Below are 24,571 nucleotides of genomic sequence, written 5' to 3' on the forward strand. Positions count from 1 at the left end.
TCTTTCTACACCTTCATTGTAGGGGATTGTGAATTTTTTCACTATGACATTTCTCACAGACAAAAGAGCGGCCCCGCCTTATGGTGAAGACAGGAAACACGCGCGCGCTTTACCATCATCCGCAGGACCCGACAGGAGGAAATGACGATGAGCACAATAACCGTGGAACGTCTGCCGTATGCCGCTATGGACCCAGGCAGCCAGTTGTCCGACGCCCTATATTATTTGAAGCAGCAGCATGAATTTCTTGAGGCCGATCTGCTGGAGCTGCAAATGCTCGCACGCGGAATCGGAGCCACCGGAAGCCGGGATTCGCTCAAAACCGATTTACACCAGCTAAAGGTACGCGCCGAACGGTTCTTGAAGTTTTTCCAGCAGTATCAGCAGGATGAACAGGAAACGCTTTTCCCTATCGTTGATTTGTACACGGGCGACAAAATGGGCCCTACCGCCGTTATGAAGCAGGAATACAACATGGCCGTCCACAATCTGCGCCTTTTCTTCCAGGCTCTCAAAGAAGACAGTCAAACCCTCGATCCCCTGTGCGCCAAACGTTCGGTATCCCACGTGCTCCAGTCGTGCTTCATTCTTCTTGAGCATATGCGTAAAGAAAAAGAATGGGTATTCCCGCTCGCCGAGCAGATGCTGACCGATATCGAGCAGTTTTATTCGTAGAAAGCCGCTTTTCCCGATTAAAAGAAACCGGAGCCGCCGAATGCAGACGGAACTCCGGTTTTTTTGTGTCCTTTTGCCTGTAAACGGCAGGTTTGCGTTGAATACGGACAGGCGTGGTAACCAATATTGTACGGAAAGTGTGATTTTTATCATATATGATCTACGTCATATCCGGTATACTGGAAGCAGAAGTCAAAGAGGAGGGAAGCCATCATGAACACCGGCACAAATCCCGTTTACTATACGAATCCCCGCAACACCGCTGCCTTTAAGACGGAAAATTTGCAGAAGCTGACGGATATTATGCATGAGCAGAAGCTTCAACCCGGCGCCTACTTGTTTTGGGAAGGCGATACGGCTGACAAGCTTTATTTTATAAAAAACGGCCGGGTACGCGCTACGAAGTCTACGGACGAAGGCAAGGATCTCGTGCTTTACTTATACCAGCAGGGCGATCTGATCGGCATGATCGATCCCTACGACGACACGAAGCATTGGTACAGCGCGGAAGTGCTGGAAGAAACCCTGATCGGCGTGGCGCACAAGAAAGACGTGGAAATGCTGATCTGGCAGAGCGGCGAATTCGCTCTGGAATTTATGCGCTGGATGGGGCTCAGCCACCGGATGACGCAGACGAAATACCGCGATATGATGCTGTACGGAAAACCCGGGGCCCTGTGTTCCACCATCATCCGCTTGTCGAACACGTACGGCAGGCACGAAGAGGACGGGACGATCCGCATTACGAAGAAGCTCACCCACTCGGAGTTGTCGGATATGATCGGCTCCACCCGCGAAAGCGTGAACCGCATGTTCAGCGACCTGCGCAAAGCTCAGGCCATTGAAATGGATAACGGCTACATCATCATTCGCGATTTGAATTATTTAAAGGGCATTTGCCACTGCGAAAACTGCCCCGTAGAAGTGTGCCGGATGTAACCGGCACACTTTTTTTATTTGGGCCGGACGAGACGGCCCCCCCGTGTCGTCCGGCTGAAATATCCGGGCGCCCCGGCGAGTGGGGCCAGCGCTGCCCGCGCGGGGACCCCGGGCACGGGGTTCCTGGAGGCGCAGTCCGGCACAGCATAGTACGGCGCTGAATTCTCCAGGCGCCTATTCCCGGCAGTGTGTTCCGGCACAGCATGGCGCAGACCTATAGCGACAACGTTCACCCCCGCGTGCGGGATACGGTGCCCCATCACCCGGCTGCGGGCCGTAAAAAAGCTCCCTGATTGAAATCAGGGAGCTTTCTTTCTTCGCTTGCGGGACTGCGCCTAGCGTATGTTTACAGCTTTCCGTCCGCCCGTTTCACAGGCGAGATGAAGTAATACAGCAGCCCGACAAACACGGCCCCGCCGACGATGTTCCCCAGCGTTACCGGGATCATGTTGTGGAACCAGCCGGCCAGGGTAACCGTTTCGGGATGCGGGAGAATCAGGGCCAGCCCCAGCACGGTCATATTCGCCACGCTGTGCTCATACCCCGATGCGATAAAGCCGTACAGCATCCAGAAGATGAGAATCAGCTTCGCCGTGTCCTCTTTGGCTCTCATCGAAGTCCAGATCGCCAGGCAGACGAACCAGTTACAAAGAATTCCCCGGAAAAACAGCTGCGTGGTGTCCATGTTCATTTTTTTCGCGGCGATGGTCATTAACAAATGGTCCGGTTTAATATTGGCAAACACCCCGGCACCGACGACCAGCAGTACGAGGACCATGGCCCCCGTCAGGTTCCCCAGGTAGCACCAGAACCAGTTGACGAGCGTATCCTTCCACGTGACTTTACGCGATAGCGTCCCGATGGTGAAATACATGTTGTTCCCCGTAAAAAGCTCCGATCCGGCAAAAATCACCAGTGTGAGCGCGACTCCGAACGACAGGCCCATGACCGTTGTCGTAACCGGCGATTTTGCGGCAAAGAGCGGGGCCCCTACGGAAAAGATAAGCACGATGCCGAGTCCTACGTAAGCACCGGCCAGACCGGCAGCCGTCAGGTAGCGAAGAAGGCTTTCGGAGAGAAAATTCTTTTTCTGCTGGGCCGCGGCGGCCATTTTTTCCACGGTTTCAGTAAACATTATGCGTCATCTCCTCGCGGGTTGAAAACAGGTTAAGCCGGACGAAGGATGTTCCGGATAAGCCTCTTATGCGTACAAGCCGGCAGGACGGACCACGACCGGAAGGGGCATCACAGCCCGATCCAGACATGCTCCCCGTCGAGTTTCACCGGATAAGTTTTCACTTGTCCCGTATCCGGCGCCTGCACTTTACCGTCCAGCAGGTTAATTTTCCAGTCATACAGGGGATCGTAAAGCAGGTCCCCCGATATCATCCCTTCGCAGAGCGGACCTCCTCTACGGTGAGGACTCCGGTTCTGGAGCGCGAAGAGACGGCCGTCCGTCAAATGAAACACGGCGATTTCTTCTTCTCCCACGAAAACGGTCTTTCCCAGCCGAGCCGGAAAATCACCTTGTCTGCCGATGCAAACGTAGGTTTCCGGTTTTTCCTGAAGCTGTTGGTTCATGAATTTCTCCTCCTTTGGGGAGCTGCTTGGCAGCCCCTGTCTGTCCGATGCGCTTTATTCCGTTGGCGGCCCTACCGGCACGTTGACGCCTTCATACAGCTCCTGACGGAGCCGGCGGTCGCCGATCACTTTTTGCCAAGGATCGTGCGCGCGTGTCAGGGCGGTCTCCATGCGGTTTACAAGCTCCCGCCGGTTCGCTTCATCCGTGATCACATGGTTCTGAATATAAGCCAGACCCAGCCGCTCGACCCAATCCGATGTTCTTTCCAGGTAATTGGCGGTTTCCCGGTAAAACTGGATCAGCGACGAGGTAATCTCCAGAAGCTCCTCATCCGTCTTTACCTTTACCGCAAGATCGGCAAGCCGCGGTTTAATGCCCCCATTGCCGCCGATGTAAATCTCCCAGCCGCCGTCATTGCCGACGATTCCGACATCCTTGGTGCACGATTCCGCACAATTGCGCGGGCAGCCGTTCACGGCCATTTTAAACTTAGCGGGCATGTCGATCCTTTCGAATTTCTTCTCCAGCAGTTGTCCCATCCCCATCGAATCCTGGGTGCCGAACCGGCAGAAGGTCGAGCCTACGCACGTTTTGACCGTCCGGAGCGCTTTGGCATACGCGTAGCCCGATGGCATACCGAGTTCTTCCCAGACTTTCGGCAGATCTTCTTTGCGAACGCCCATCAGATCGATCCGCTGTCCGCCAGTCATTTTGACGGCACGGACGTTATATTTCACGGCTACATCGCCGATCCTTTTCAGCTCTTCCGCCGAGCTTACGCCGCCGTACATCCGCGGTACGACCGTATATGTGCCGTCCTTGTTGATGTTCGCATGCAGTCGCTCGTTGACGAATCTCGATTCTTTTTCGTCCACGTAGGTTTCCGGCCACAGCATCGTCAAGTAGTAGTTGAGCGCAGGCCGGCACTTCGAGCAGCCTTCGGGGTTGCTCCAATTCAAAGCGGCCATGGTCTCGCGGGTCGTCGTCAGCTTCCGCTCACGCATGGCGGCGACAATTTCGTCCCGGCCGAGCTGCGTGCAGCCGCAGATGCCATGGGCCGCCGTGCCCGCTTCGTAGCCGTCGCCCAGCACGCCGGCCAGAATCTGCTCGACAAGCGGCTTGCAGCCTCCGCACGAGCGGCAAGCTCCGGTGCAGGCTTTCACTTCGTCGACTGTTTTCAGACCCTGTGCGCGGACAGCCTCCACGATGGTTCCTTTCGTCACCCCGTTGCAGCCGCATACGATATCCTCGTCGGCCAGAAGCTCCGCCCCGCCGCCGCTCTCCTCTCCCGCGGGAATTCCCATCAGGACGGCGTGCACGTCTTCGGTCATTTCGCGGCCGCTTCGTATCCACTGCTGAAGCTGGGTCGCCTGGCTGACATCGCCGAACAGCACGCCGCCTACGATCCGGCTGCCGCGGACGAGCACCTTTTTATACACGCCTCTCCAGTCATCCTGCATTTTGACGATTGTAAGATCCGGACTATCCATAAACTCCCCGGTGGAGAATACGTCCACGCCCGATATTTTCAGCTTGGTGGCCAGCACCGTTCCCTCATAAGGAGCCGTCTGCACCCCGCACAAATGCTTGGCTAGCACGCTGCCCTGTTCAAAAAGCGGGGCGACAAGCCCGTAGCACACGCCGCGGTGCTCGCAGCATTCTCCGACAGCATACACGTCCTGCGCCGAGGTCCGCATAAAATCGTCCACGACGATTCCGCGATTGACTTCCAGGCCCCCGGCCGCGGCCAAAACGCTGTTCGGCTTAATTCCCGCCGCCATGACGACAAAGTCCGTTTCCAGCGCGGTTCCGTCCGTAAACGCCAGTCCTTCGACACGCACGCCGCCGGTTAGCTCCTCCGTCTGTTTTCCCATCGCGAAACGCAGTCCCTGGCGCTCCAGCTCCGCCCGCAGCATTCCCGAAGCCGCCGGGTCCAGCTGGCGTTCCATCAGATCGTCCATCAGATGAACGACCGTCACTTCCATGCCCAGCTTCGAAAGGCCCTTGGCCGCTTCGAGACCGAGGAGGCCGCCGCCGATGACGGCCGCCTGTCGATAAGTCCGGGCCGCTTCCGTCATCGCTTCACAGTCGGCAATGTCGCGGAAACCGACGACTCCCTCTTTGTCCGCGCCCGGAACCGGCAGAATGAACGGCTTCGAGCCCGTCGCCAAAATCAGGACGTCATAAGGAAGGACATCCCCGCGGTCGGTCGTGACCGTTTTGGCCGTCGTATCCAGCGCAGTCGCTGTCGTCCCCGTCAGAAGCTCAATGCCGTTTTCCCGGTACCAGCTCCAATCGTTCAGGACGATTTCATCCGTCGTTTTGCTGCCCTCAAGCACATAAGAGAGCTGAATCCGGTTATAGTTCGGGTGAGGCTCGCTCCCCACAATCGTTATATCAAACAAGCCGGTGTTGATTTTTAAAATCTGCTCGATCACACCCACTCCTGCCATTCCGTTTCCGATAAGCACCAGTTTTCTGCGATTCATTGCCTAACGCCTCCTGCCATGGTCGATCTTTGAAAAGTTTCACTTGTGAAATTAAGCACATACTTAGTATAAACGTCTTCGGTGCCGGTCAGATGTGAGAAAAGTCATAGGACGGGAAGCAGATGTGAACATCGCTTGAAAGAAACGTGAACCAAAACTGCCGCCATACAAAAAAAGCACATTCGCACCGGTAAACCGGGAATGTGCTTCTTTATCGGATTCCATGGACAAGCCAAGGTACCGTTGTCGTATTTAGATGAACACAGCCGTTCTACGCGCCTAAAAACGCAGGCAGAGCACTGCAGAGCCAACGTCCGTCGTATACGGCCCGTCGGCCTTACAGCAGCTCCAGCCTCACCCGGCTGCCGCGTCCGGACGGTTCGGCCGGCTCGACGATCAGCTTGCGCGGCAGACGAGCCCTCAGCTCCGGCACGTGCGAGATCACGCCGACCGCAAGCCGGTCCATGTGGAGCTTCTCAAGGGAGGTGACCACCATGTCCAGCAGATCCTGGTCCAGGGTACCGAACCCTTCGTCCAGGAAGAAAAATTCCAGGGGCACCTCGCCCTTGAGCTGGATCTGCGCCGACAAAGCGAGCGCGAGCGCGAGCGACGTCAGGAACGTTTCGCCGCCGGACAGCGTGCCGACCGGGCGCTTCACCCCGCCTGAGCCGTCGTCGCGGATCACGAAACCGCCGCCGGAGTCCACCTCGATCGCGTAGCGCTGCCGGGTGAGTTGCCCGAGCCGCTGTGAAGCGGCCCGGCTCACCTGCATCAGCTGCTCCTCCGCGAGGAACTCGACGAAGGCGTTCGCTTTCAGCACGGACTGCAGCTTCGCCAGCCGACCGTGCAAGGTCTGCTGCGCGCTGCGCCGCTCTTCCAGCCGGCGCCACTGCTCGTGCTTCGCCTGCAGCTCCTCGCAGTCGCGTTCCGCCTTGGCGCGGACCGCGAGCGCGGCCTCGTCGCGCTCCTGGGCTTCGCGCAGCTCGAGCAGCATGCCGGTCCAGTCTTCTTCGCTGACTGTCCGCCCGGCAAGCTGCTCCCGCAGCTGCGCGAGCCGGGAGCGGAGCGTCTGCTCGCGCTCGCGGTGAACCCGCGCCTCCGCGCTCCACTCGGCGCGCTGCGCTTCGGCGACGTACGCGCTCCGCACGGCGTCGGCATCCGCGAAGGAGGAAGCCTTCAGCGCGCGGTCCAGCCGGTCCCGCGCCTCTGCGAGCTGCCCGGCGGCGGATGCGGCGGCCTGTTCGGCCGCGCTGAGGGCCTGGGCCGCCTCCTGCTGCTCGCGGCGGGCCTGCTCGTGCGCAAGCCGGGTTTGCTCCGCTCGGGTGCGCAGCCCATCGAGCTCGGCCTGAGCCGTCGCGATCTGGCGCGGCACCGGCTCGCCGCCGACGCGGTCGTGCAGCTGCTGCGCCTTCTCGGCGGCGAGCTGGGACAGCCCCTGCAGCTTGGTCGCGAGCTGCAGGGCGGTTTTGTCGAGCTCCGCCGCCTCGGTGCGGAGCTGCTCGATCTTCGCGAGCACCCCGTCGATGAACGGGATGCTCTTCTCGATGCGGCCGCGCAGCTCTTCCGCCTGGCGCTCCTGCTCGCCCAGCTGCTTCAGGCGGGCCTCCACGGCCTCCAGCTCCAGGCCCCGGGCGCCGAACCGCTTCTGCCAGGCTTCTGCCCGGCCGCGGATGCTTTGCTCCAAAGCCTGCGCTTTGGTTTCGTCGGCCTGAAGGGCCGCGCGCTGCGAACGCAGCTCCGCCTCGGCGGCCTGCATGCCGGCTTCAAGCGGCTTCAGCCGTTTCAGGAGGGCTTGGAAGCCCGCTTCGAGCTCTGCCGCCAAACGGCCTACACGCGCGGTCTCCGCTTGCGGCCGCTCGAAAGCGGCCAGCTGCCGCAGCGCCTCGCCCGCAGAGATTCCGGCTTCGCCTTGCCGGATACCAGCGGTGGCGGCGAGGCTCTCTGCCGCCGCCGAGGACGCTACCGCTTCCAGTATGCCGTCGGCTTTGCCTGTCCGGTCCGCGGAATCTACCGGGGACTTATCAGGCGGCAGCTCCAGATCCGCTTGAACCGCCGCAGCCGCTTCCGCCAGCATGAGCGCCGCCTCTGCGGCCGCATGATCGGTCTCGTCCCTGGAAGCGGAATTGGCGGCAGACTTGTTTGCTGCAGTCTGCGGATGATCCGTTCCGGCGCGCTCGTGCTCAAGCGCCCGTTTGGCGAGACTATCGAGGCCGAAAATGTGACGGTCCGCCTCCATTCCCGCTTCCCGAATGGCGCGAAGGAGCGTTTCGCATTCCTCTGCGCCAGGGGAAGTCTTCTCCGCCTCCACCTCTTCTTCGCGGTAAGGAGCCGGATGCTCCACAGCGCCACACACAGGGCAGGGCTGCCCTTCGTGCAGTTCGTGCGCCAGCTTTCCGGCCAGATTCCGCAGTTCGCGCTCGCGGTCTTCCCGTTTGCGAATCTGAAGCAGCGCGGCCGCCGTTTCTTCCTGCTTCGCCAGCCGTTGACGCAGCTGCAGAGCTTCCGTCCTGCCGGCGCCGAGTTCACCGAGCCAGCGGGCAAAGTGTTCCGTCCAAGCGGTCAGTTCCCCGGCACGGACCGCCAACTCGCGCTCTCCGGCCTCCATCGTCCGGCGTCTTCCGCCGGTCTCCTGCCGGAGTTCCTGAAGCTGGCGCATCTGCATATCCAGCTCCCTTTTGGCGTCCCACGCTTCTTGGAGAAGGCTGCGCTGCTCGTAGCCGACCTCTACGCTTTTCAGCGCTTCTTTCAGCTCCGCCTGCTTGCCCAGCGCCTTTTCCTTCGTCTCCTGCTCCTTGCGGAATGCCTCTTTCACCGCGGAAAGCTGTGAAAGCAGATGTTCCTCGCTCGTTTTGAGGCCTTCGCACTGCTTGTGAAGGTCGGCAAGCTGACGCTCCTGCTCCAGTGCCTGGTTCAAACGCTCCAACCGGATCAGCAGCGGCTCCTCGCTTCCGGCCAACTCCTGCCGGGCCTGCTCGGACGCCTGCAAGGCCGTGTCTAATTTCACTTCGGCCTGGCTGGAGCGGTCCCTTGCCTGAGCGATCCGCCCCCTGTGCTCCACCTCCGCTTTCGCCGAAGCTTCCGCGTGCTCGACATAAGGACGCAGCTTCTCCGCTTCCTCCGCGCGCTTCAGGTTATCTTCGCGCTGCCGGATTCCCGGCTCTTCTTCCTCGGTTTTGCGAAGCTCCAGCTCCGTCTGCCGCTCATCCTTTTGCACGCTTACAATCTGCTTCATCTCCTCGTAGCGGGCGGACGCCTGCTGAAAAAGCTTGCGCTGGACGACGGCATACTCAGCCGCCTCCTTCAACCTCTCGCCGGCCTGGGCCAGCGCTTCTTCGGATGCGTCTCCCAGTCCCTGCTGCTCGGCGGCGATCTGTTTAAGCAGGCCGTCGGCTTCTTTCAGCCGTCCGCTTACGCGCGCGCTGAGATGATCGCCGTAAGCTTCAAGATGGAACAGCCGCTGAAGCATCTGCCGCCGGTCTTTGCCGGTCAGCGAAAGAAATTCGGCGAATTTTCCCTGAGGAAGCACCACGGCGCGGGTAAAATCCTGCATGGACAACCCGAGCACCTGATGGACCCGGTTGGTTACGTCCGTGGATTTATCGGCCAGTACGACCGGCTCCTCCCCGCTCAGACGGACAAAACGGCTTACGGTATTCGTAACCGAGACGTCCGAGCCTCTCTTGAACTGGCGGTCCACCCGGTACCGGACGGCGCCCGTCGGATGGCTGAGTTCGAAAGTGAACGAGACCGCCAGCGTATTCTCGGCATGGTTCATGATCCCCTGCGTACCGCCGGAGGCCCGTTCGACTTTGCCGTAGAGCGCCAGCGTCAGGGCGTCCAGAATGGACGACTTTCCGCTTCCCGTCGGTCCGAAAATACCGAACACGCCGGCATCGCACAATTGCGTAAAATCTATTTCCTGTGATTCCCGGTAGCTTTGCAGACCGGACATTTGCAGCCGTATCGGACGCATACGTTTCGCCTCCCTTTATTCGGCCTGCTCCGGGCCGTCCGAATGATCCTGCAGCAGCTCCATAAAGAGCTGCACGAGCTCGGGCTCGGGCTTGGCCCCGCCCGTCTGCCGTTCGTAGAATCGGCGGAACAGCTCGTCCACCGGCAGACCCGCGCTTGACAGTACGGCCGCTTCTTCCTCGGCCTGCTGCAGCTGCGGATAGACCGGTTTGATATGGATAAAACCGCTGCGCGCCTTGCGCAGGCTTTGAATGTCGTGCAGCGACATCGCTTCCTCGATGTGGATTTCCAGGTCGATCCACGCGTTTGCGTCCCGCCCTTCATCCAGCCAGCGGTGCACCTCCGCCAGCCCTTCCTTCGCTTTCCAGTTCACCAGCGGGCGGCCGGATGTCAAATAGATTTCTTCAATCGAGGCCGGTTCTCCCGGTTTGACGTCCAGAACGGTCAGCGACTTGGCCTGGCCCGCTTCGGAAAAGCTGTAGGCAAGCGGGGAACCGCAGTAGCGGATGGGGCTCTGCGCTTTAAGCGTCTGCGGACGATGCAGGTGGCCGAGCGCCACATACTGCGCGCCGACATCGAGTGCCGATGTATCGACCGTGTACGCTCCGCCGACCTGAATCGGACGCTCCGATTCGCTTTCTTTTCCCCCGAGCACGTAAATGTGGCTCATGATCAGGTTCACGGTGTCGGGACGAAAACCCGACGTTTGAGCCTTGACCAGCTCGCCTACACGCTCGGAGTAAGCTCTCCTGAGCACTTCTTCGCCGGCGTCGTCGCTGAGCAGCTCGCCCAGTCTCGACTCGGACGGATACGGCAGCGCAAACAGTTTGGCCGTTTCGCCGGTTCTCGGAATCCCGATCTCCATCAGGCCCGCTTTCGGCAGCCCGATCAGAGAGATTCCCTGCGCCTTGGCAATCGGGGAAGACGCCCCCAGACGGTCCGGGTGATCGTGGTTGCCCGAAATGACGACAACTTCCCTGCGGCCGTCCTCGGCCAGCCTGGACAGAGCGTCGTAAAAAAGCTGCTCCGCAGCGGCAGGCGGATTAACGGTGTCATACACATCTCCCGCCAGCAGCACAAGATCGATATTCCCTTCTCTGACAATACGGACGAGTTCGTCCACGAAAGCAACCTGTTCCTCAAACCGGCTCCGCCCTTCCAGGGTTCTCCCCAAGTGCCAGTCACCGGTGTGCAGTATGCGCATACCTATCCCCCAAATCTGATTGTATCTGTAAAAACGGCCGGCCCGCCTTTATGGAGCGGTTTTGTCCGGCCTCTTCCATTCAAATTTCCACCACGTGCCCGCCGTCAAAGAAAAACAGGTAGGTTCCCGCAAGCTTGCGCTTCCAGATTTTTTCCACTGCCTGTCCGTACAAGCCAAGCTGGATCCGGTATCTTTCCCGGAGCGCTTCGAGGCCGACGCCTTTGACACGGTCCGTCTTGTAATCGAGCATAATCAGATTGCCGTCCGATTCGAACAGGCAGTCGATCACACCCTGCACAAGCACCGTCTCCTGGCGGGTCGACGCATCCGCATTCGGGTAGACACGGCCGGCGGGAAGCCCCAAGCTGAAAGGCACTTCACGCCATACCCGGGTAGAGGCGGCAAGTTTTTGGCCGATCTGTGTCCGGAAAAAGCCCGCAAGGATTTCCGTATCCACCGCTCTTGCTTGAGCGGGGGTAAGCAGTTCCTTGTCGATCATTTCCCGGATAACAACTTCCACCGCTTCCGGCGTCACTTCCTTCAACGGCATATGCTGCATGACGGCGTGAAAAACGGTTCCTCGCTCCGCAGAGGTCAATTTCTTCTCTTCCATAAAACGGGGACGCCGCAGAAGCGACGTTCTTGACGAGGAACCGGCGGGAACTTCCCCTCCTGCTTCACCGGGGGGCTCAATCGGCTCGCTCGATGTTAACGTGCCATGTGTCTCCTGAGGTTCCTGTAGGTCCTGCGTCTCAGCCGCTTCCCGCCCCCGCCGCTCTTCAGCCTGCACGAGCGCAGGGCTGTCCATAAAAGTCGCCAAATGAAAAACCGAATTCCCTCCGGCACGGGTCCCTTCCGTATCGCCCGGAAGGGCTGGCGTACCGAGAGAATGCTCCCCGTTCAACCGGGACGCTTCCGCCGCCCCCGCCATTTTCAGCAGCCGGGTCGGCAAAATGAGTCCGCTCCCCGGGCTCGGCATCAGCTCGGCCGACGGAATTTCTTCGTGATCGGAAGCCGTACTGCGGTCTGCCTGCCTTTTCAGCTCGGAAACGGACGTTTTGGAAAAATAAGCGGTCGCCTGGGCAAACGGATACGTCCACGACAGCGATTTCGCAAGCGCAACGTCCCATTCCCCGGTAAAAGTCGGCACCTTGTTCAGGTGTTTCAGCGCCTCCAGCCGGTCCGCCTGAATCGTGACGGATTCGTCGGCTTTCCCCATGGCCGCCAGCTCCTCGGGCGCAATCACTTCAAAGCGCCACTTGGAGCCGTCTGCCGCCAGCGCCGGAGGACTGTGCTCCTGAAGCCCGGCTTTCTCTCTCCACAAAGACGCATCCCGGTGCCGCATGAGTGCGGGGCCCAGCCAGTCCAGGTAGCTGCGCGCACGCGCGACTTCGTCGTCCGGAAGCGGCCAGCTGTTCTTCTCCAGGTGCCTGCCCCAGCCCTGGAGCTGCTTGTCCAGCGAGCGGACCGTGCCGAGCAGGAACAGCTTCTCCCGTGCCCGGGTGAGCGCCACATACAGGACGCGCAGCTCCTCGGCAAGCGTCTCGATGCGCATCCGGCGCCGGATCGCAAGCTGCGGAAGGGTCGGATAGCCGACCCGCAGCTTCGTATCCACAAAGCGCGGACCGAAGCCCAGTTCCTTATGGATCAGGAACGGGTCGAGCAGGTCGCGCTGGTTGAACATTTTGCCGAGTCCGGCAACGAAAACGACCGGAAACTCGAGTCCCTTACTCTTGTGGATGGACATGATCCGCACGACGTCTTCCTGCTCGCCCAGCGCCCGGGCGGTCCCGAGGTCGCCTCCGGTGTCCTTCATCCGCTCGATAAAGCGGAGAAACCGGAACAGCCCGCGCAGCGAAGTGTTCTCGTACTGCCTCGCCCGGTCGTAAAGCGCCCTGAGATTCGCCTGGCGCTGCTGCCCTCCGGGCATCGCTCCCACGAAGTCGAAGTAGCCGGTGTCTCCGTACACCTTCCAGATGAGACGGGCGAGCGCTCCCTGCCGGGCTTCGCTCCGCCACTCTTCCAGGCGCCGCAGAAAGTCTGCGATTTTGCCGCGCAGTTCCTCGTCGGGCTTCCACTCGCCGGCATCCTGCAAGCCGCTTCCGCCCTCCGCGTTCCCCAGCGGACGGATTCCTTGGGCGTAAGCCCGGGCGGCCTCATAGAACGGGATATTTTTGCCGGAAATGCGCAGGGAAGCCAGTTCATCCGCCGTCAGGCCGACGATCGGTGAACGGAGGACGCCCGCAAGCGGAACGTCCTGATACGGGTTGTCAATCACTTTCAGCAGCGAGAGCATGACTTCGACTTCCGTCGCCGTAAAATACCCGGTATTCAAATCGGCGTAAGCCGGGATGCCAAGCTGCCTCAATTCTTCAATAAAAATCGGCGACCACTGCTGGGTAGCGCGCAGCAGAATGACCATATCCCGGTACGTGGCGGGCCTCATGGAGCCGGACCGTTTATCGTACACGAGGTAGGGCCGCCCGTCCTGCGGATTCAGCATGGCCTGGATCTTGCGGGCGATCGCCCGGGCTTCCATCTGGGCGGTTTCCAGCTCCTGGCCTTCCAGGATGCCGCCCAGCTCGCCCTCCTGCTCCTCGGCTGAAATCTCCCCGTCCGCTTCCTCCGCATCGCTCTCTTCCCCGTCGGACGCCTGTGCGGCTGCCGCACGGTCGATGAGCATCATTTCGACGGACAGGTTCTGGCCTTCGGCCGCCGGATAAGACGCGCCGTTCACCAGCTCCGCCCGCTCGTCGTAAGCAATGTCGCCGACGCCCTCATTCATGATCTGCCGGAAAATAAAGTTGACGGCATCGACTACCTCCGCCCGGCTTCTAAAGTTCCGGGCCAGGTCGATCCGTCTTCCCGGACCGCTGCCATCCCCGGTAAAGCTTTTGTACTTCTCCAGAAAAAGCCCGGGCTCCGCCAGTCGGAAGCGGTAAATGCTCTGCTTCACGTCGCCGACCATAAAACGGTTGCCCGGGAGCGGTTCGGCGATCAGTTCGACGATAGCTTCCTGGACGCGGTTCGTGTCCTGGTACTCGTCAAGCAGCACCTCTGCGAACTGCTCCCTGTATTCGAGCGCCGCCCGCGAAGGGATCAGACGATCCGGCGCAGACTCTTCGGCGCGCAGAATGCGCAGGCAGAAATGCTCCAGATCGGCGAAATCGACCAGACCTTTGGCGGCCTTGGCCTTGCTGTAGCGCCCTCCGAAGTCGATGACGAGATCGACCAGCGCGTGAATGACGGGCGCCAATTCCCGCGTTTCCTCCAGAAACCGCTCCGGCGGCCGCCCGAACAATTCTTCCTGGAGGGAGGTGATGCGTTCCTTGGCCCGGCCCCGCAGTTGTTTCACCTGTTCCTGGCGTTGCGGGTCCACTTCGTCTTTCTTGCAAGGCTTGAGCTTCCCGAAAGACACGGTCTGAAACGCGCTGAACAGAATGTCCCACGGATAGTTCTCGGCTATGTCCGTAAGCCCCTCGACCATGGTCAGATCATCCTGCACGGCATTCGCGTAAGGAAGCGGGCCGCCCGGCTGACCGGTGATTTCGAGAGCCTGCTTCAGGAGCTCGGCGGTCCCCTGAAGCTCCAAGCGGACATCGTCGGTGAGGCCCTTGAGCCAGAATTCGGCAGGTGCGCCCTCGCCTTCGCCTTCGTTTCCGTTCCCTTCAGCGTTATCCTCATTGTCCGCCGCATTCGCCAAAGCGGCTTCCTCCGCCGCTCCGACCGCAGCCGAATTAGAAGCCGCAGCCGCTTCCGCATAGCCTTCGCTGACTTCCGCCAAGGCGGCCGTCCGCTCGTCTTCACCGGAAGCATCCCTTCCCGTGATCAGCTCGTAGTTCTTCGGTCCGAACATCAGCGCCATCTCGCGCAGCCAATGTTCCGGCCACGGGTGACTGCGCGACTCGTCGTACAGCTTCTGGATCAGCAGATGGAGGGGAACGTCGCTGCGCTCGCCGCCGAACGTATCGACGAGCCGCCAGAACGGGCTGTCTTCTCCGCTTTCCCCGTAGTACTGCTCCATCATTTCTTCGAGCTGGTCGTGCCGCATCAGCTCCGCTTCCGTTTCGTTGGCGATGCGGAACCCGGGATCGAGCCGAATCAGGCTGTAGTGCCTGCGGATAACTTCCAGACAGAAGGAATGGAGGGTCGTCACGGAAGCCCGCCCCATCAGGGCAAGCTGCCGCTTCAAGTGCTGAGAGTCCGGGTTTGCCGTCAGCTCTTTTTCCAGCGCCTCGCGTATTCTCTGCTTCATTTCGGCTGCGGCTGCCTTCGTAAAGGTCGCGACCAGCAGACGGTCCACATCCAGGGGAGAAGCCTCATCGGAAATGCGGCGGATAATCCGCTCGACCAGTACGGCCGTTTTTCCCGAGCCGGCCGCTGCGGCCACAAGCATGTTTTGCCCCCGCAGGGCGATGGCGTCCCACTGCTCGTCCGTCCACGTGGTTCCCGGAGGTTTCGTTCTCGGTGTCGTTGTCATCGGTTCTGCTCCTCCTCTCCGCTTCCCGTCTCTTTCCTGGTAAGCTCGGCCCAGACGCGGTCGCGTCCGATTTTGGCCAGATGCTTGGGCTCGTTGCCGTCCAGCGCGGGATCAAATTGGCACACCGCCTTGTAAGAACAATGCTGACAAGCCGTCTTATTTCCCGTGCGGTAAGGGGTGATATCCACCCGTCCTTCCGTAATCTCCGTACCGATATCGCGAATCCGGTCCCGCACATAACCGCGCAGGGTATCCCACTGCTCTTCCGAAGCGACGGAGGACGATTTATAAAAGCCTCCATCCTTGGACAAGGCGGCCGGTACCAGCTGGGAGTGGCCCGCTGCGCCCGCAAGGTCGCTGTCCATCATTTTCACGACTTCCGGATCGGCCATAAGGAGCCCTTTCATCTTGTACCGCTTGCGCAGTTCTTTCTCTACGTCCTGGACGGTCATGCCGTTCGTAAACTGCAGCAGGGGATTGTGCACATGAAAATACAGCACCCCTGCCGGTGTGGCGCTCATGCCGAGCCACTGGGGCGCATGAGTTAAGATCACGTCCAGATACGTGAGCATCTGAAGGGACAACCCGTAGTAGACGCTGGACAAATCCAGCGCAGTAGGACTTGACTTGTAATCGATCACGCGAAGCAGCAGACCGCTGTCCCCTTGGGCCTGGTCCACTCTGTCGATCCGTCCGATAATTTCCATCGTGCATCCGTTGTCGAGCTGGAAGGTCAGAGAAGGCAGCATGCCGCCCGGCCCGAAATCGATTTCCAGCCCTACCGGTGAAAACCGGCTGCGTTTCGCGTGTTCGCCCAGCATGACGGCCGCTTTTCCCACGACCTGCTTCAACTTATGGGAAATATACCGGTACCGCTTGGAGCTCAGGAGAATTTCGCCCTGCAGCCGTGGCGCAAGCCGGTCGACGACGTCGGATGTCCGCCGGTAGGTTTCTTCCGTGCTCAGGCTAGCCCAATCGACCTTGTCCTCCTGCAGCCCGCGCACGAACAAGTTGAGCGCGCCGTGGAACAGCTGCCCGATATCTGGAGCTTCCAGACGGAATACCCTGCGCTCCTTGAGTTTGAGGCCATGCGTCAGGAAGTGGGCGAACGGGCACGCTACGTAGCGCTCCATCCGGGATACGCTCGCACGGAGATGACGGCCGTACAGGAGACGGCTCGTTTCGCGTGGCAGCTTGTCCTCCCGGTTGGCATACAGCAGCCCTTGAACAAGGCGGTTCATGCTGCCCTTCCACTCCGGCTCCCCCGCAAAATAGTTGTAGGTGCCCCACCACAAATCGCCGATGGCCGCCCCTCTCATCCACTGCTTCAGCTGGACGCCGAGGTAAGACATCGCCCGCGAAGGGTTTTGCATATAGGAAAGCTGTTCCTCTGCGGACATAAGAGGCGAAGGCTCCCCCATCCACTGGACCTCGCGCAGCTCGGGAAATAATCCCTTCACCTGGCGGATCAGTTCCGAGGGAAGCAGCGATTTGCCTTCTTCATCGGCAAGCGGGTAAGACAAGGACAACCGGCGGCTCGGAACGGCCAGTGAAGAGTAAATCAGGAAGGACTCGTCCAGCAGCCTCCGGCGGTTTCCGTCCGCCATTGGCAGCCCCGTCTGAAGCAGCAGCTCACGTTCCGCTTCCGCCAGGACGCCGTCTTCCGTCGGCGACGCCGGAATGACCCCGTCGCTGACGCCGAGTATGAAGGCGTACCGGATTTTCATGGAACGGGTACGGTCCATGCTGCCGACAAGCACCTGGTCGAGCGCCGGAGGAACGAGGCCGAGCTTGATGCTCTCCAGCCCGGTTTCCAGCAGCTCGCCGTACAGCTCGGCCGATATTTCTTCCTCGCCCATCAGCTCGACCAACTGATCGAGTAGATCCATCAGGCTGCCCCAGATCTGGCTGTGCTCCCGGGCTTTCTCCGGCCGGCCGTCTGCGGCCGCTTCCGCATACCACTGCTCCAGCCGTTCCGGCGCATGCACGTCTTCCAGAAGCTCGTACAGCGCCTGCGTTCTCGACTGGACCGTTTTGGCCCGCTTGAGATTTTTCTGGAAACGGAGCAGCGGCTCCGCCACCCATTCCCGGGTCTGCTGAATTTCCTGCAGATAAAGCTCCTCCGCCTCATTCGCCGCCGTCTCTTCGTCTTCCAGCGAGGTCCGACTGCGGTGAGTCCACGGCTTGCCGTCGGTCCACCGGTTTCCCTGGATTCCGTAGGAAAGCACGTAATTTTCGAGGCGGTCCATCGCCGCCCTCTGCTCCGTCAGCGTCTTCGCCGCCGCTTCTTCGGTGTCCCCGTTCCAAGGCAGGAGAAGGTCTGTTTTTACGCAGCGGAATACCGCATCATAGCCCCAGTTATGAAGCACCGTTTCCAGAGCCGAGCGGATGAATTCCGCAAGAGGGTGATGCAGCACCGTTCTTTTCTGGTCAAAAAAGTGCGGAATCCCGTAATCGGTAAACGCGGTCTCCAGCAGATCCTCGTAGTCCGCCATGTTGCGGACCATCACGGCCATATCCCGCCAGCGGACTCCCTGTTCACGGGCCAGCCTCGTCATTTCCCGGGCAACGCCTTCGGCTTCGGCCCTGCGGTTGACGGCGGCGTAAAGCGAAAGCTGCTCCCGTTCGCCGGGTCCGGCCGGAAGATACGGGCTGCCGTACCGGCCGATGCGCTGCTCAAACGAATTCTCCAGATGGGCGAGCATCGGACTGGCGGCGAACCGGGGCGACAGAACAGGCTGTACGGCCACGGTCTCAGCCGGCCCGACGCCTACGGCATCCACCAGCTCCTGGAGCTGCGCCATCGTACGTGCCGTCGGGTGGAACAGATCCAGCTCGTCCGGAATCTCTCCGGCATAATAAGGCCGGTTCACGCAGAGCGACACCGTGGTCCCGGCTCCGTGCTCAAAAAGCCCCTTTACCACCATCAGCTCCTGGGGCGTAAAGCCGTGGAACCCGTCGATCCAAATCTGCGCGTCTCGAACAAGCGACGACTGCCCGAGCTCTTCGGCCAATTTGGCCAGCGTTCCTTCCCCGTCGAGATACCGGAGCGAAATTTCGTGTTCGAAAGCCCCGTAAATCAATTGGAGATCACGCATTTTATCCCGCAGGAGCTGCTTTTTGCTGCCGAGAAAATCGTCGTACCTGTCTACATGTTCATGGAGACTCTCTCCCGTCACGCAGTAGCGCCTCCACTCCGCGAACAGATCGTTCAGCCGGTCGACGAAGCCTGTCTGCTCGTACACCGACCGGTAGAAACGCAGATCGCCTTTCCGCTTATGTAAAAGCTTGTGCAGAAGAAGCTTTTTCCCTACGTCGTCAATAGGCTGGCGGGCCGTTCCGCCTCTCTCCTGCATCACCCTCCAGGCCAGACGGCGGAAGCTGAGCACCTGCGCGCGTATCGTTCCGCCTACATCGGGATGATCGACAAGCGCCAGCTCCGTCTGGAAAGTCGCCTGCTCGGGTACGATCAGAATCAAAGGCGGCCCCTCCGGCCGCTGTTTTAAGTTCTCTATGATTTCATCCATGCAGAGCTTGCTTTTGCCGCTCCCTGCACGGCCAGTTATAAAACGTACGGGCATGTCGGGTACGCCCCTTTCACCATGTCACTTGTTCCCGTGGGGAATCTATGTTCTCTATCGTTCTATTGTAACATAAGTAGCGAGAGGGGGGGCAAGCGGCGGACATGGGACTATTTTCAATTTTAGCCGTTCAAAGCCCGCGTTCCTTGATTGATTTCCGGTTCGTTCGTCACGCTGTTAGGGTTGTTGGTTAAACTTCCGAAGCTGTCGCCCGGCGAAAACGCTGCGGCTCCTCCGCTCATTTTGTTGTTGCTGGACATCACGATATAAGCGGTATTTCCGATTTGAACGTTGGAACTGTTAGAGACACTGTTGATTTTGATACTCCCGACAATGGAACCCACCATCCGAACCCCCTCCAAACCAGACTGACCGTGTTTCATTGTATGTACGAGAGGGCCCAAGTGTCACTTTCCCGCTTTATTTCCTTCCATATGGAGGGGCGCTTTGGCGGAAAGGTTTTTTTCGCATCAAAAAAGGCGGTCCGAAGACCGCCCCACTCATCACGTTTGCCGGTAGAAACGCAGGCACGCGTCCCGTTTCTGAAGGAAACGCCTCCGCTTACTCTTGCTCTTCCGGCTCTGCCTCGTAGCGGCAGACGAATCTTTCCGTGCCGGGGTATTTCTCTCCCAGCGAACTTACCGTAAAGCCGATGCTGCGGTAAAAATCGACGGCGTCCTCGTCCGTCTCCGCCACGATTTCCCGGGGCTTTTTCAGCTGGATCAGCTCCAGGATCTGTCCCCGGCCGTAACCGGCCCCCCTGCACTCCGGATGCACGGCCAAATGGTGGATCGTCAGAGTCCCTTCCGCATCCGCCGAAAAGCCGACCAGCCCGATAAGGTCTCCCTCCGATTCGTATCCGTACAGCTCGCGCTCCGGTGCCTGCCCGTAGAACCGCACCGCTTCTTCCACGGATTCAGGGTCCGGAAACACGGCATAGCCCAGCAGTTCCCTGACTTTTTCCTGATCCGTGTGCGATTTTATATGTTTGAGCATGGAAATCCCTCCATTCATAGTCCGTATAATTTCATAAAATTTTTAAAATAACGATCTGTTAGTTAGTGTCCGTTGTTTGCTTGGTGTATGTATAGAGCCCATCAACTTACCGTCCGGCCGTAACTCGCCGCACCCCTTACAAGCATGCCTGTCCGTGCGTCAAGTATACGTGTTCGGGGCTATCCGGCCGACCGCCCTGTCGATCCGAAGCCATTTGCTTTAAGCTTTCCGGCGTAAGCCTATCCCGTCTACCCGATGTAAGGCAGGAGGTAGATGACGAGCGTAACCGTAAACATGCTGAGCACGGTAGACATAAACACGGCCTGCGAAGAAAACTCCGGCTCGTTGTCGTACTCGACCGCCAGCAGGACACTGCTGAGGGAGGTCGGCACGGCGCAGGACAGGACAAGCGCTTGCGCCATCACGCCATGAAGTCCCAGCAGGCAGACGACGCCCAGACCGATCAGCGGGCCCATGCACAGCCGAAGGAAATTCGACCAGAGCACGTCGGAGAACCGGAAGGTCCACTTCATGCTGCCGAGCTGGACACCCAAGGTGAGCAGAGCCGTCGCCATAAAGCCGTCCGCGATATAATGCAGCGGAATATTAAGCGGCTGGGGCACCGCGATCTGATAATGACGCAGAACGAAAGCAAGCGGAATCATGTAAATCGTCGGCAGATAGGCGACCGTTTTCAGCATATCTTTCCAGCTGCTCTTATGGGCGTTTACGTTGTAAACACCGAGCGTATTGGGCAGCAGATTCTGCATCATCATCACGATCATTTGCACGGACAGGGTGAACGCATCCCCGACAAATACCATCTGATTGAGCGGAATCGCGTAATTGGCGCTGTTGTAGAAAATAATGCTGTTGCGCATGGCTCCTTTCATTCCGCCCTTGTACCTGCGGATGCGCACGAACAATTCGGTCATCACGGAAATGGCTGTGAAAAACAGCAGGAAGAACAAAAGCACCTGACCGAGAATCGCCACGGATAACTCCGATTCGGACAGCTTGACGAAAACCAGCGCAGGAGCAAATACGTAAAAATTCAATTTCGACAACGTCTTAATATCCAGGCGGAACGCCCGGAACATCGCCGCGCCGATCAGAATCATTACCGCCAGCGGCACGATATTGTTGAGAAAGATATGTATAAAATAGGTCATGCTTTCATCACTTCTCGTCAGTTAGTCGGGAAAGATAAATCGGATAACCAAACCCATATATGGTAAAATAACCAAGAACAATCGAAATCGGTTCCCTATTAAGCAAGAAAGGAGGTAAACGAATGAAAAAAATCGTCGTCCTGATCTTTGCCGCTTTTTTCGCTTTTTCCGCCAACGCATCGGCAGCCTATACGGCCGTCTCCCAAGACCTGTACGTCAGCCAGGCCTCGCCGCACAAAGCGAGCATAGGACTGTGGAGCGCAACGAACGAGGTCGTCCAGCTAACGGTTTATTCCAAAAGCCCGAACGGACAGCTGAGTCCCGTCTACTCCAAAAGCGTAGCTATCGGTCCGGCTGTTCCCAGCCCGGTTGAACTGTCCGTAGGTTACTTGGCCCCGGGAACGTATGTTATTAAAGGAGAGTTCCAAGGCAGTTACGGCAGCTTGGGTCCCGTCAGTCTGTATCCGTCTTTTTAAAACAGGCACGTGAAAACGCAGCAACCACTGATCGTTTCTCAGTGGTTGTTTTTTGTTTTCGCTGTTTTTAGTCGGCCTTCAGCGCTCTTCCCTTTTCATCGAGAAAAAATTTCGCCTTCCGGACAGTATCTTCTTTAACCATAATCACTCTTCTGACCGAGGGATCCGATTTATCGACTTTCGTTTCCCAGCCGTCCGTATTCACCAGTTCCAAAATCTCGTCCAGGCTCATGGATTTATATCCGTAAAAGCCGCTTAGTCCGGCCCATTCTTTCAAAAGGACCTTAACCCGGTAATCCAGCTTGTCCAGCGACTCGCCGCCTGCGTTCTTTCTTTTACCCATCTTCATTAACTCCCCTGTGTGTGCAAATTAAAATCCGTCAATGATGTTCCGACTCTTCACTTTACCACGATCTCGACCCGCGTTCCATCGGGAAGTTTATCTAGCTGATTGCCGATCCAAGATCCGGCCCCCCGGTTGTCCGCGGGTTTGATGTAAGCGATATCCGCTCCCTTGCCGCCTTCGGCGCACATCGCCATCGGCCATTCGTCGCGGTCGTAATTTTTTTTGGTCGCGACACCGGCCAGGGACTGCCTGCGGTTCTCTTCGGCTCCCTTCCGGTCGATCGTGCAGACGGGCGAAGCTCCTTTTGCCACCGCGTCTTTGATGTGCTTGGCGGTTTCGGGATACTTGTCGCTCGGGAAATAGATCGTCTGGTCGACAGAAGTGCTCTTGCCCGCCCCGCCGTCGAACAAACCGGTGTTTTTGGCGACGACCGAGACGAGAACAATCAGCAGAAAAAGAAAAATCGAGGCCGTTTTCTTGTTCTTTTTTCGTGTTTTGGTCATGGTTTCCATCCGCATTCTATGTAGTGGCTATCCTTGCCATTGTATCATACAAACGCGCTTTCCGGACGCAAAAAAAACCGCCGCAGGGCTTCGCCCCGTGCGGTTTATTCCGTCAGCCGCCGCTTATCAGCGGTTGGCTTCGCGGATTCTTTTGAGCTGATTGACGTGGGCCGTCTCGTGGATGGCGATAAAATGCGCCCACTGGGTGGCGTTCATTTCAAAACCCGACGGATGCGGGAACAGAAGATCGTTGGTGTTCCGTTCGGCCAGCTTCGGGATGAGCGCCTTCGTCGCCGCTCGCACTTCATCCAGCTTTTGCAGCGCTTCTTCGTAAGACAAGGTGCCCGTAGGCTTGGCCGGGTCCGGAGCCTCGATCTTTTTGCCGATCATTCCGCTGGCTTGCAGAATGCCCATCACGTCCGTCACCTTCTCGTCCAGCGGTTCGGAAGGTCCGGCCGGCGTTTGACCCACAACCTGCTTAAGCTGATAGAGGATCATTCCTTCCAGCTTCGCCAGATGCTCCACCACTTCGGTCACATTCCAGCCGTCCGGCTTCTCACGGAGCTGCTTTTCGTCCGGGCCGAACGAATTCAGAACTTCCGTAAGCTGGCGGCGCACATGATCCATATAAGGCACAATATCTTTAAAGGCTACCAAACTAATCCCCTCCGGGTTTCGTATTGTTCTGCTTGTCTGTTTTGCTTTGTCCTCTATTGTACCACTCCGGATGCCGGAATAAAAAAAGCCGGAGACCGCGGTCAGCGGCTCCGTACTTCAAAAATGGCAAACTTCAGATAATTTCCTTCGTCGACCCCGAGCAGGCGCGGATGATCTTTGCCCGCGGCGCGGAATTCGACCAGCCGGAGTATCTTCCCGGCATCGACGGCGGCCGCATGGACAGTCTCCAGGAACAGCTCCGGCGCCATGTGGTACGAGCAGGAAGCCGTCACCAGATAACCGCCTTCGTTGACCAGCTTCATCCCGTGCAGGTTAATGTCCTTGTAGCCGCGGCAGGCGCCCTCGACGGCGCTGCGCGTCTTCGCGAACGCGGGCGGATCGAGAATGACAACGTCCCACGTCCGTCCTTCCCCGACGGGTTTGGAGGTGTCGACCTTCGCGCCTTGTCCGGCCTGCGCTCTCTGTCGCCGTTCCTCGACTCCCTTCACCTGCTTGCGCAGGTAATCGAAAGCGTCGGCCACGACGAATTCGACCCGGTCTTCAAACCCGTTCAGCGACACGTTCGTACGGGCGCTCTCCACCGCATGCTCGGAAATGTCCAGGCAAGTGACTTTCTTCGCCCCGTATTTGCACGCATGCAGCGTAAAGCTGCCGGTATGCGAGAAGCATTCGAGCACCGTGGCCCCGTCCCAGTACGGGAACGTGACGACTTTGCCGTTCGCGTTAACCGGCAGGCGCCGCATCTGTCCCTCGTGCTCCACCTCGCGGACCGCGATGCCGCTTTCGGCTCCCCAGCCCGTCATAAGCGGCTCGGTTGCCGCGCGGTTTTCCCGCTGGTCGAAGAAATAGCCCGTCTTCTGTCCCTGCTCGATATCGACCTCGATATGAAGACCGTTCTCGAGAATACGGACATAACGCGGACATTCCCCGTAAAGCGGACCCGTGGTCTGCGTCAGACCCTCCAGCTCCCTCACCGGCACGTCGCTGCGCTCGTAAATGCCCTGCGGCGCGAACACTTCCACCAAAGCCGCCGTGATCGCTTCCCGGCACACATCCATGCCGAGCGTCAAAATCTGCACCACGAGAACGTCCGCAAATTTATCGACGGTAAGCCCGGGCAGAAAATCCGCTTCCCCGTATACGAGACGGTAAGAATCCGAATCCTGCAAAAACCGCGCCCGGTGTCTGGCGCAGCGCCCGAAACGCTCGACAAAAAACTCCTTCGTCATCGCTTCAAGCGGTTTATAGCTGACTACCCGTCCGGTAATCTGGGACTTCGGATTGTAGTATGCCGACGCGAGCGGCTGCCCGGCATGGGTCCGCACTTCCACGACCTGTCCGGGAACGGGTTCGCCTTCCACGCGTTCGATTTCGCTTGCGAAGATCCAGGGATGACCCTGTTCAAGCCGTTTTTTTCTTTTTTTCTGTAAGACGATTGCTGCCATTGTAAGGCTCCTTCCTCCTGCCAAAACCCCCGT

At 58.9% G+C, this 24,571-nt stretch carries 17 protein-coding genes; 3 read left to right on the top strand and 14 right to left on the bottom strand.

Annotated elements, in window-relative coordinates:
• Positions 1-147: 147 nt before the first annotated feature.
• Together HMPREF1207_RS05110 and HMPREF1207_RS05115 are read left to right on the top strand one after the other, a co-directional pair.
• On the top strand, positions 148-675 hold the full coding sequence (locus HMPREF1207_RS05110; protein WP_009675042.1) for a hemerythrin domain-containing protein: 528 nt from the start codon (positions 148-150) through the stop codon (positions 673-675).
• A 213-nt stretch (positions 676-888) separates the two neighbouring features.
• Positions 889-1,614 carry a Crp/Fnr family transcriptional regulator gene (locus HMPREF1207_RS05115; RefSeq protein ID WP_009675045.1) on the top strand — a complete coding sequence of 242 codons (726 nt, stop codon included), beginning with the start codon at positions 889-891 and terminating at the stop codon, positions 1,612-1,614.
• A gap of 346 nt (positions 1,615-1,960) precedes the next feature.
• Here HMPREF1207_RS05115 and HMPREF1207_RS05120 read toward each other — a convergent pair whose 3' ends face one another.
• The 10 genes from HMPREF1207_RS05120 to HMPREF1207_RS05165 all read right to left on the bottom strand — a co-directional run bounded on the left by HMPREF1207_RS05120 (position 1,961) and on the right by HMPREF1207_RS05165 (position 21,090).
• Positions 1,961-2,749, bottom strand: coding sequence for a formate/nitrite transporter family protein (locus HMPREF1207_RS05120; RefSeq protein ID WP_009675434.1), 789 nt, complete (start codon positions 2,747-2,749; stop codon positions 1,961-1,963).
• Between the two features lie 110 nt (positions 2,750-2,859).
• Positions 2,860-3,195: a nitrite reductase small subunit NirD gene (gene nirD / locus HMPREF1207_RS05125; protein WP_009675425.1), complete on the bottom strand. Its 336-nt coding sequence runs from the start codon at positions 3,193-3,195 to the stop codon at positions 2,860-2,862.
• 54 nt (positions 3,196-3,249) lie between these two features.
• Positions 3,250-5,685, bottom strand: a complete 2,436-nt coding sequence (nirB, locus tag HMPREF1207_RS05130) for a nitrite reductase large subunit NirB (protein WP_009675387.1) — start codon at positions 5,683-5,685, stop codon at positions 3,250-3,252.
• 337 nt (positions 5,686-6,022) lie between these two features.
• Positions 6,023-9,658, bottom strand: coding sequence for an AAA family ATPase (locus HMPREF1207_RS05135; protein ID WP_009675369.1), 3,636 nt, complete (start codon positions 9,656-9,658; stop codon positions 6,023-6,025).
• Positions 9,659-9,673: 15 nt separating this feature from the next.
• The gene (locus tag HMPREF1207_RS05140) at positions 9,674-10,861 is read right to left on the bottom strand and encodes an exonuclease SbcCD subunit D (RefSeq protein ID WP_009675413.1); all 1,188 of its coding nucleotides are present in this window, start codon (positions 10,859-10,861) and stop codon (positions 9,674-9,676) included.
• Between the two features lie 79 nt (positions 10,862-10,940).
• Entirely contained in the window at positions 10,941-15,341 is a 4,401-nt protein-coding gene (addA, locus tag HMPREF1207_RS05145; RefSeq protein ID WP_009675433.1) for a helicase-exonuclease AddAB subunit AddA, read from the bottom strand.
• Positions 15,338-18,922 (bottom strand): helicase-exonuclease AddAB subunit AddB, encoded by a 3,585-nt coding sequence (gene addB, locus HMPREF1207_RS05150; protein WP_009675405.1) that lies wholly within the window; start codon positions 18,920-18,922, stop codon positions 15,338-15,340. The genes addA and addB overlap by 4 nt, the downstream gene beginning before the upstream one ends.
• Positions 18,923-19,044: 122 nt before the next feature.
• Positions 19,045-19,269 (bottom strand): spore germination protein, encoded by a 225-nt coding sequence (locus HMPREF1207_RS05155; RefSeq protein ID WP_009675411.1) that lies wholly within the window; start codon positions 19,267-19,269, stop codon positions 19,045-19,047.
• A 214-nt stretch (positions 19,270-19,483) separates the two neighbouring features.
• Positions 19,484-19,918, bottom strand: coding sequence for a GNAT family N-acetyltransferase (locus tag HMPREF1207_RS05160; protein ID WP_009675431.1), 435 nt, complete (start codon positions 19,916-19,918; stop codon positions 19,484-19,486).
• 248 nt (positions 19,919-20,166) lie between these two features.
• Positions 20,167-21,090: an AEC family transporter gene (locus HMPREF1207_RS05165; RefSeq protein ID WP_009675417.1), complete on the bottom strand. Its 924-nt coding sequence runs from the start codon at positions 21,088-21,090 to the stop codon at positions 20,167-20,169.
• Positions 21,091-21,212: 122 nt separating this feature from the next.
• On the opposite strand from HMPREF1207_RS05165, the gene HMPREF1207_RS05170 reads away from it, so the two are divergent.
• The gene (locus HMPREF1207_RS05170) at positions 21,213-21,566 is read left to right on the top strand and encodes a hypothetical protein (protein WP_009675430.1); all 354 of its coding nucleotides are present in this window, start codon (positions 21,213-21,215) and stop codon (positions 21,564-21,566) included.
• Between the two features lie 67 nt (positions 21,567-21,633).
• On the opposite strand, the gene HMPREF1207_RS05175 is transcribed toward HMPREF1207_RS05170, so the two are convergent.
• The 4 genes from HMPREF1207_RS05175 to HMPREF1207_RS05190 form a co-directional block, all read right to left on the bottom strand.
• Entirely contained in the window at positions 21,634-21,909 is a 276-nt protein-coding gene (locus tag HMPREF1207_RS05175; protein ID WP_009675426.1) for a hypothetical protein, read from the bottom strand.
• A 56-nt stretch (positions 21,910-21,965) separates the two neighbouring features.
• Positions 21,966-22,415, bottom strand: coding sequence for a NucA/NucB deoxyribonuclease domain-containing protein (locus tag HMPREF1207_RS05180; RefSeq protein ID WP_016423483.1), 450 nt, complete (start codon positions 22,413-22,415; stop codon positions 21,966-21,968).
• A gap of 126 nt (positions 22,416-22,541) precedes the next feature.
• A complete protein-coding gene (locus HMPREF1207_RS05185) occupies positions 22,542-23,072 on the bottom strand; it encodes a DinB family protein (RefSeq protein WP_009675418.1) in 531 nt (176 codons plus the stop codon).
• A gap of 101 nt (positions 23,073-23,173) precedes the next feature.
• Complete coding sequence (locus tag HMPREF1207_RS05190; protein WP_016423484.1) at positions 23,174-24,538, bottom strand: class I SAM-dependent rRNA methyltransferase; 1,365 nt, start codon at positions 24,536-24,538, stop codon at positions 23,174-23,176.
• Positions 24,539-24,571: the final 33 nt, after the last annotated feature.

This window comes from Paenibacillus sp. HGH0039 (assembly GCF_000411255.1).
GTDB lineage: Bacteria > Bacillota > Bacilli > Paenibacillales > NBRC-103111 > Paenibacillus_F.

Coding starts and splice junctions, on each gene's coding strand:
- HMPREF1207_RS05110 (WP_009675042.1), top strand. CDS start 148: ATGAGCACAATAACCGTGGAACGTCTGCCGTATGCCGCTATGGACCCA.
- HMPREF1207_RS05115 (WP_009675045.1), top strand. CDS start 889: ATGAACACCGGCACAAATCCCGTTTACTATACGAATCCCCGCAACACC.
- HMPREF1207_RS05120 (WP_009675434.1), bottom strand. CDS start 2,749: ATGTTTACTGAAACCGTGGAAAAAATGGCCGCCGCGGCCCAGCAGAAA.
- nirD (WP_009675425.1), bottom strand. CDS start 3,195: ATGAACCAACAGCTTCAGGAAAAACCGGAAACCTACGTTTGCATCGGC.
- nirB (WP_009675387.1), bottom strand. CDS start 5,685: ATGAATCGCAGAAAACTGGTGCTTATCGGAAACGGAATGGCAGGAGTG.
- HMPREF1207_RS05135 (WP_009675369.1), bottom strand. CDS start 9,658: ATGCGTCCGATACGGCTGCAAATGTCCGGTCTGCAAAGCTACCGGGAA.
- HMPREF1207_RS05140 (WP_009675413.1), bottom strand. CDS start 10,861: ATGCGCATACTGCACACCGGTGACTGGCACTTGGGGAGAACCCTGGAA.
- addA (WP_009675433.1), bottom strand. CDS start 15,341: ATGACAACGACACCGAGAACGAAACCTCCGGGAACCACGTGGACGGAC.
- addB (WP_009675405.1), bottom strand. CDS start 18,922: ATGCCCGTACGTTTTATAACTGGCCGTGCAGGGAGCGGCAAAAGCAAG.
- HMPREF1207_RS05155 (WP_009675411.1), bottom strand. CDS start 19,269: ATGGTGGGTTCCATTGTCGGGAGTATCAAAATCAACAGTGTCTCTAAC.
- HMPREF1207_RS05160 (WP_009675431.1), bottom strand. CDS start 19,918: ATGCTCAAACATATAAAATCGCACACGGATCAGGAAAAAGTCAGGGAA.
- HMPREF1207_RS05165 (WP_009675417.1), bottom strand. CDS start 21,090: ATGACCTATTTTATACATATCTTTCTCAACAATATCGTGCCGCTGGCG.
- HMPREF1207_RS05170 (WP_009675430.1), top strand. CDS start 21,213: ATGAAAAAAATCGTCGTCCTGATCTTTGCCGCTTTTTTCGCTTTTTCC.
- HMPREF1207_RS05175 (WP_009675426.1), bottom strand. CDS start 21,909: ATGGGTAAAAGAAAGAACGCAGGCGGCGAGTCGCTGGACAAGCTGGAT.
- HMPREF1207_RS05180 (WP_016423483.1), bottom strand. CDS start 22,415: ATGACCAAAACACGAAAAAAGAACAAGAAAACGGCCTCGATTTTTCTT.
- HMPREF1207_RS05190 (WP_016423484.1), bottom strand. CDS start 24,538: ATGGCAGCAATCGTCTTACAGAAAAAAAGAAAAAAACGGCTTGAACAG.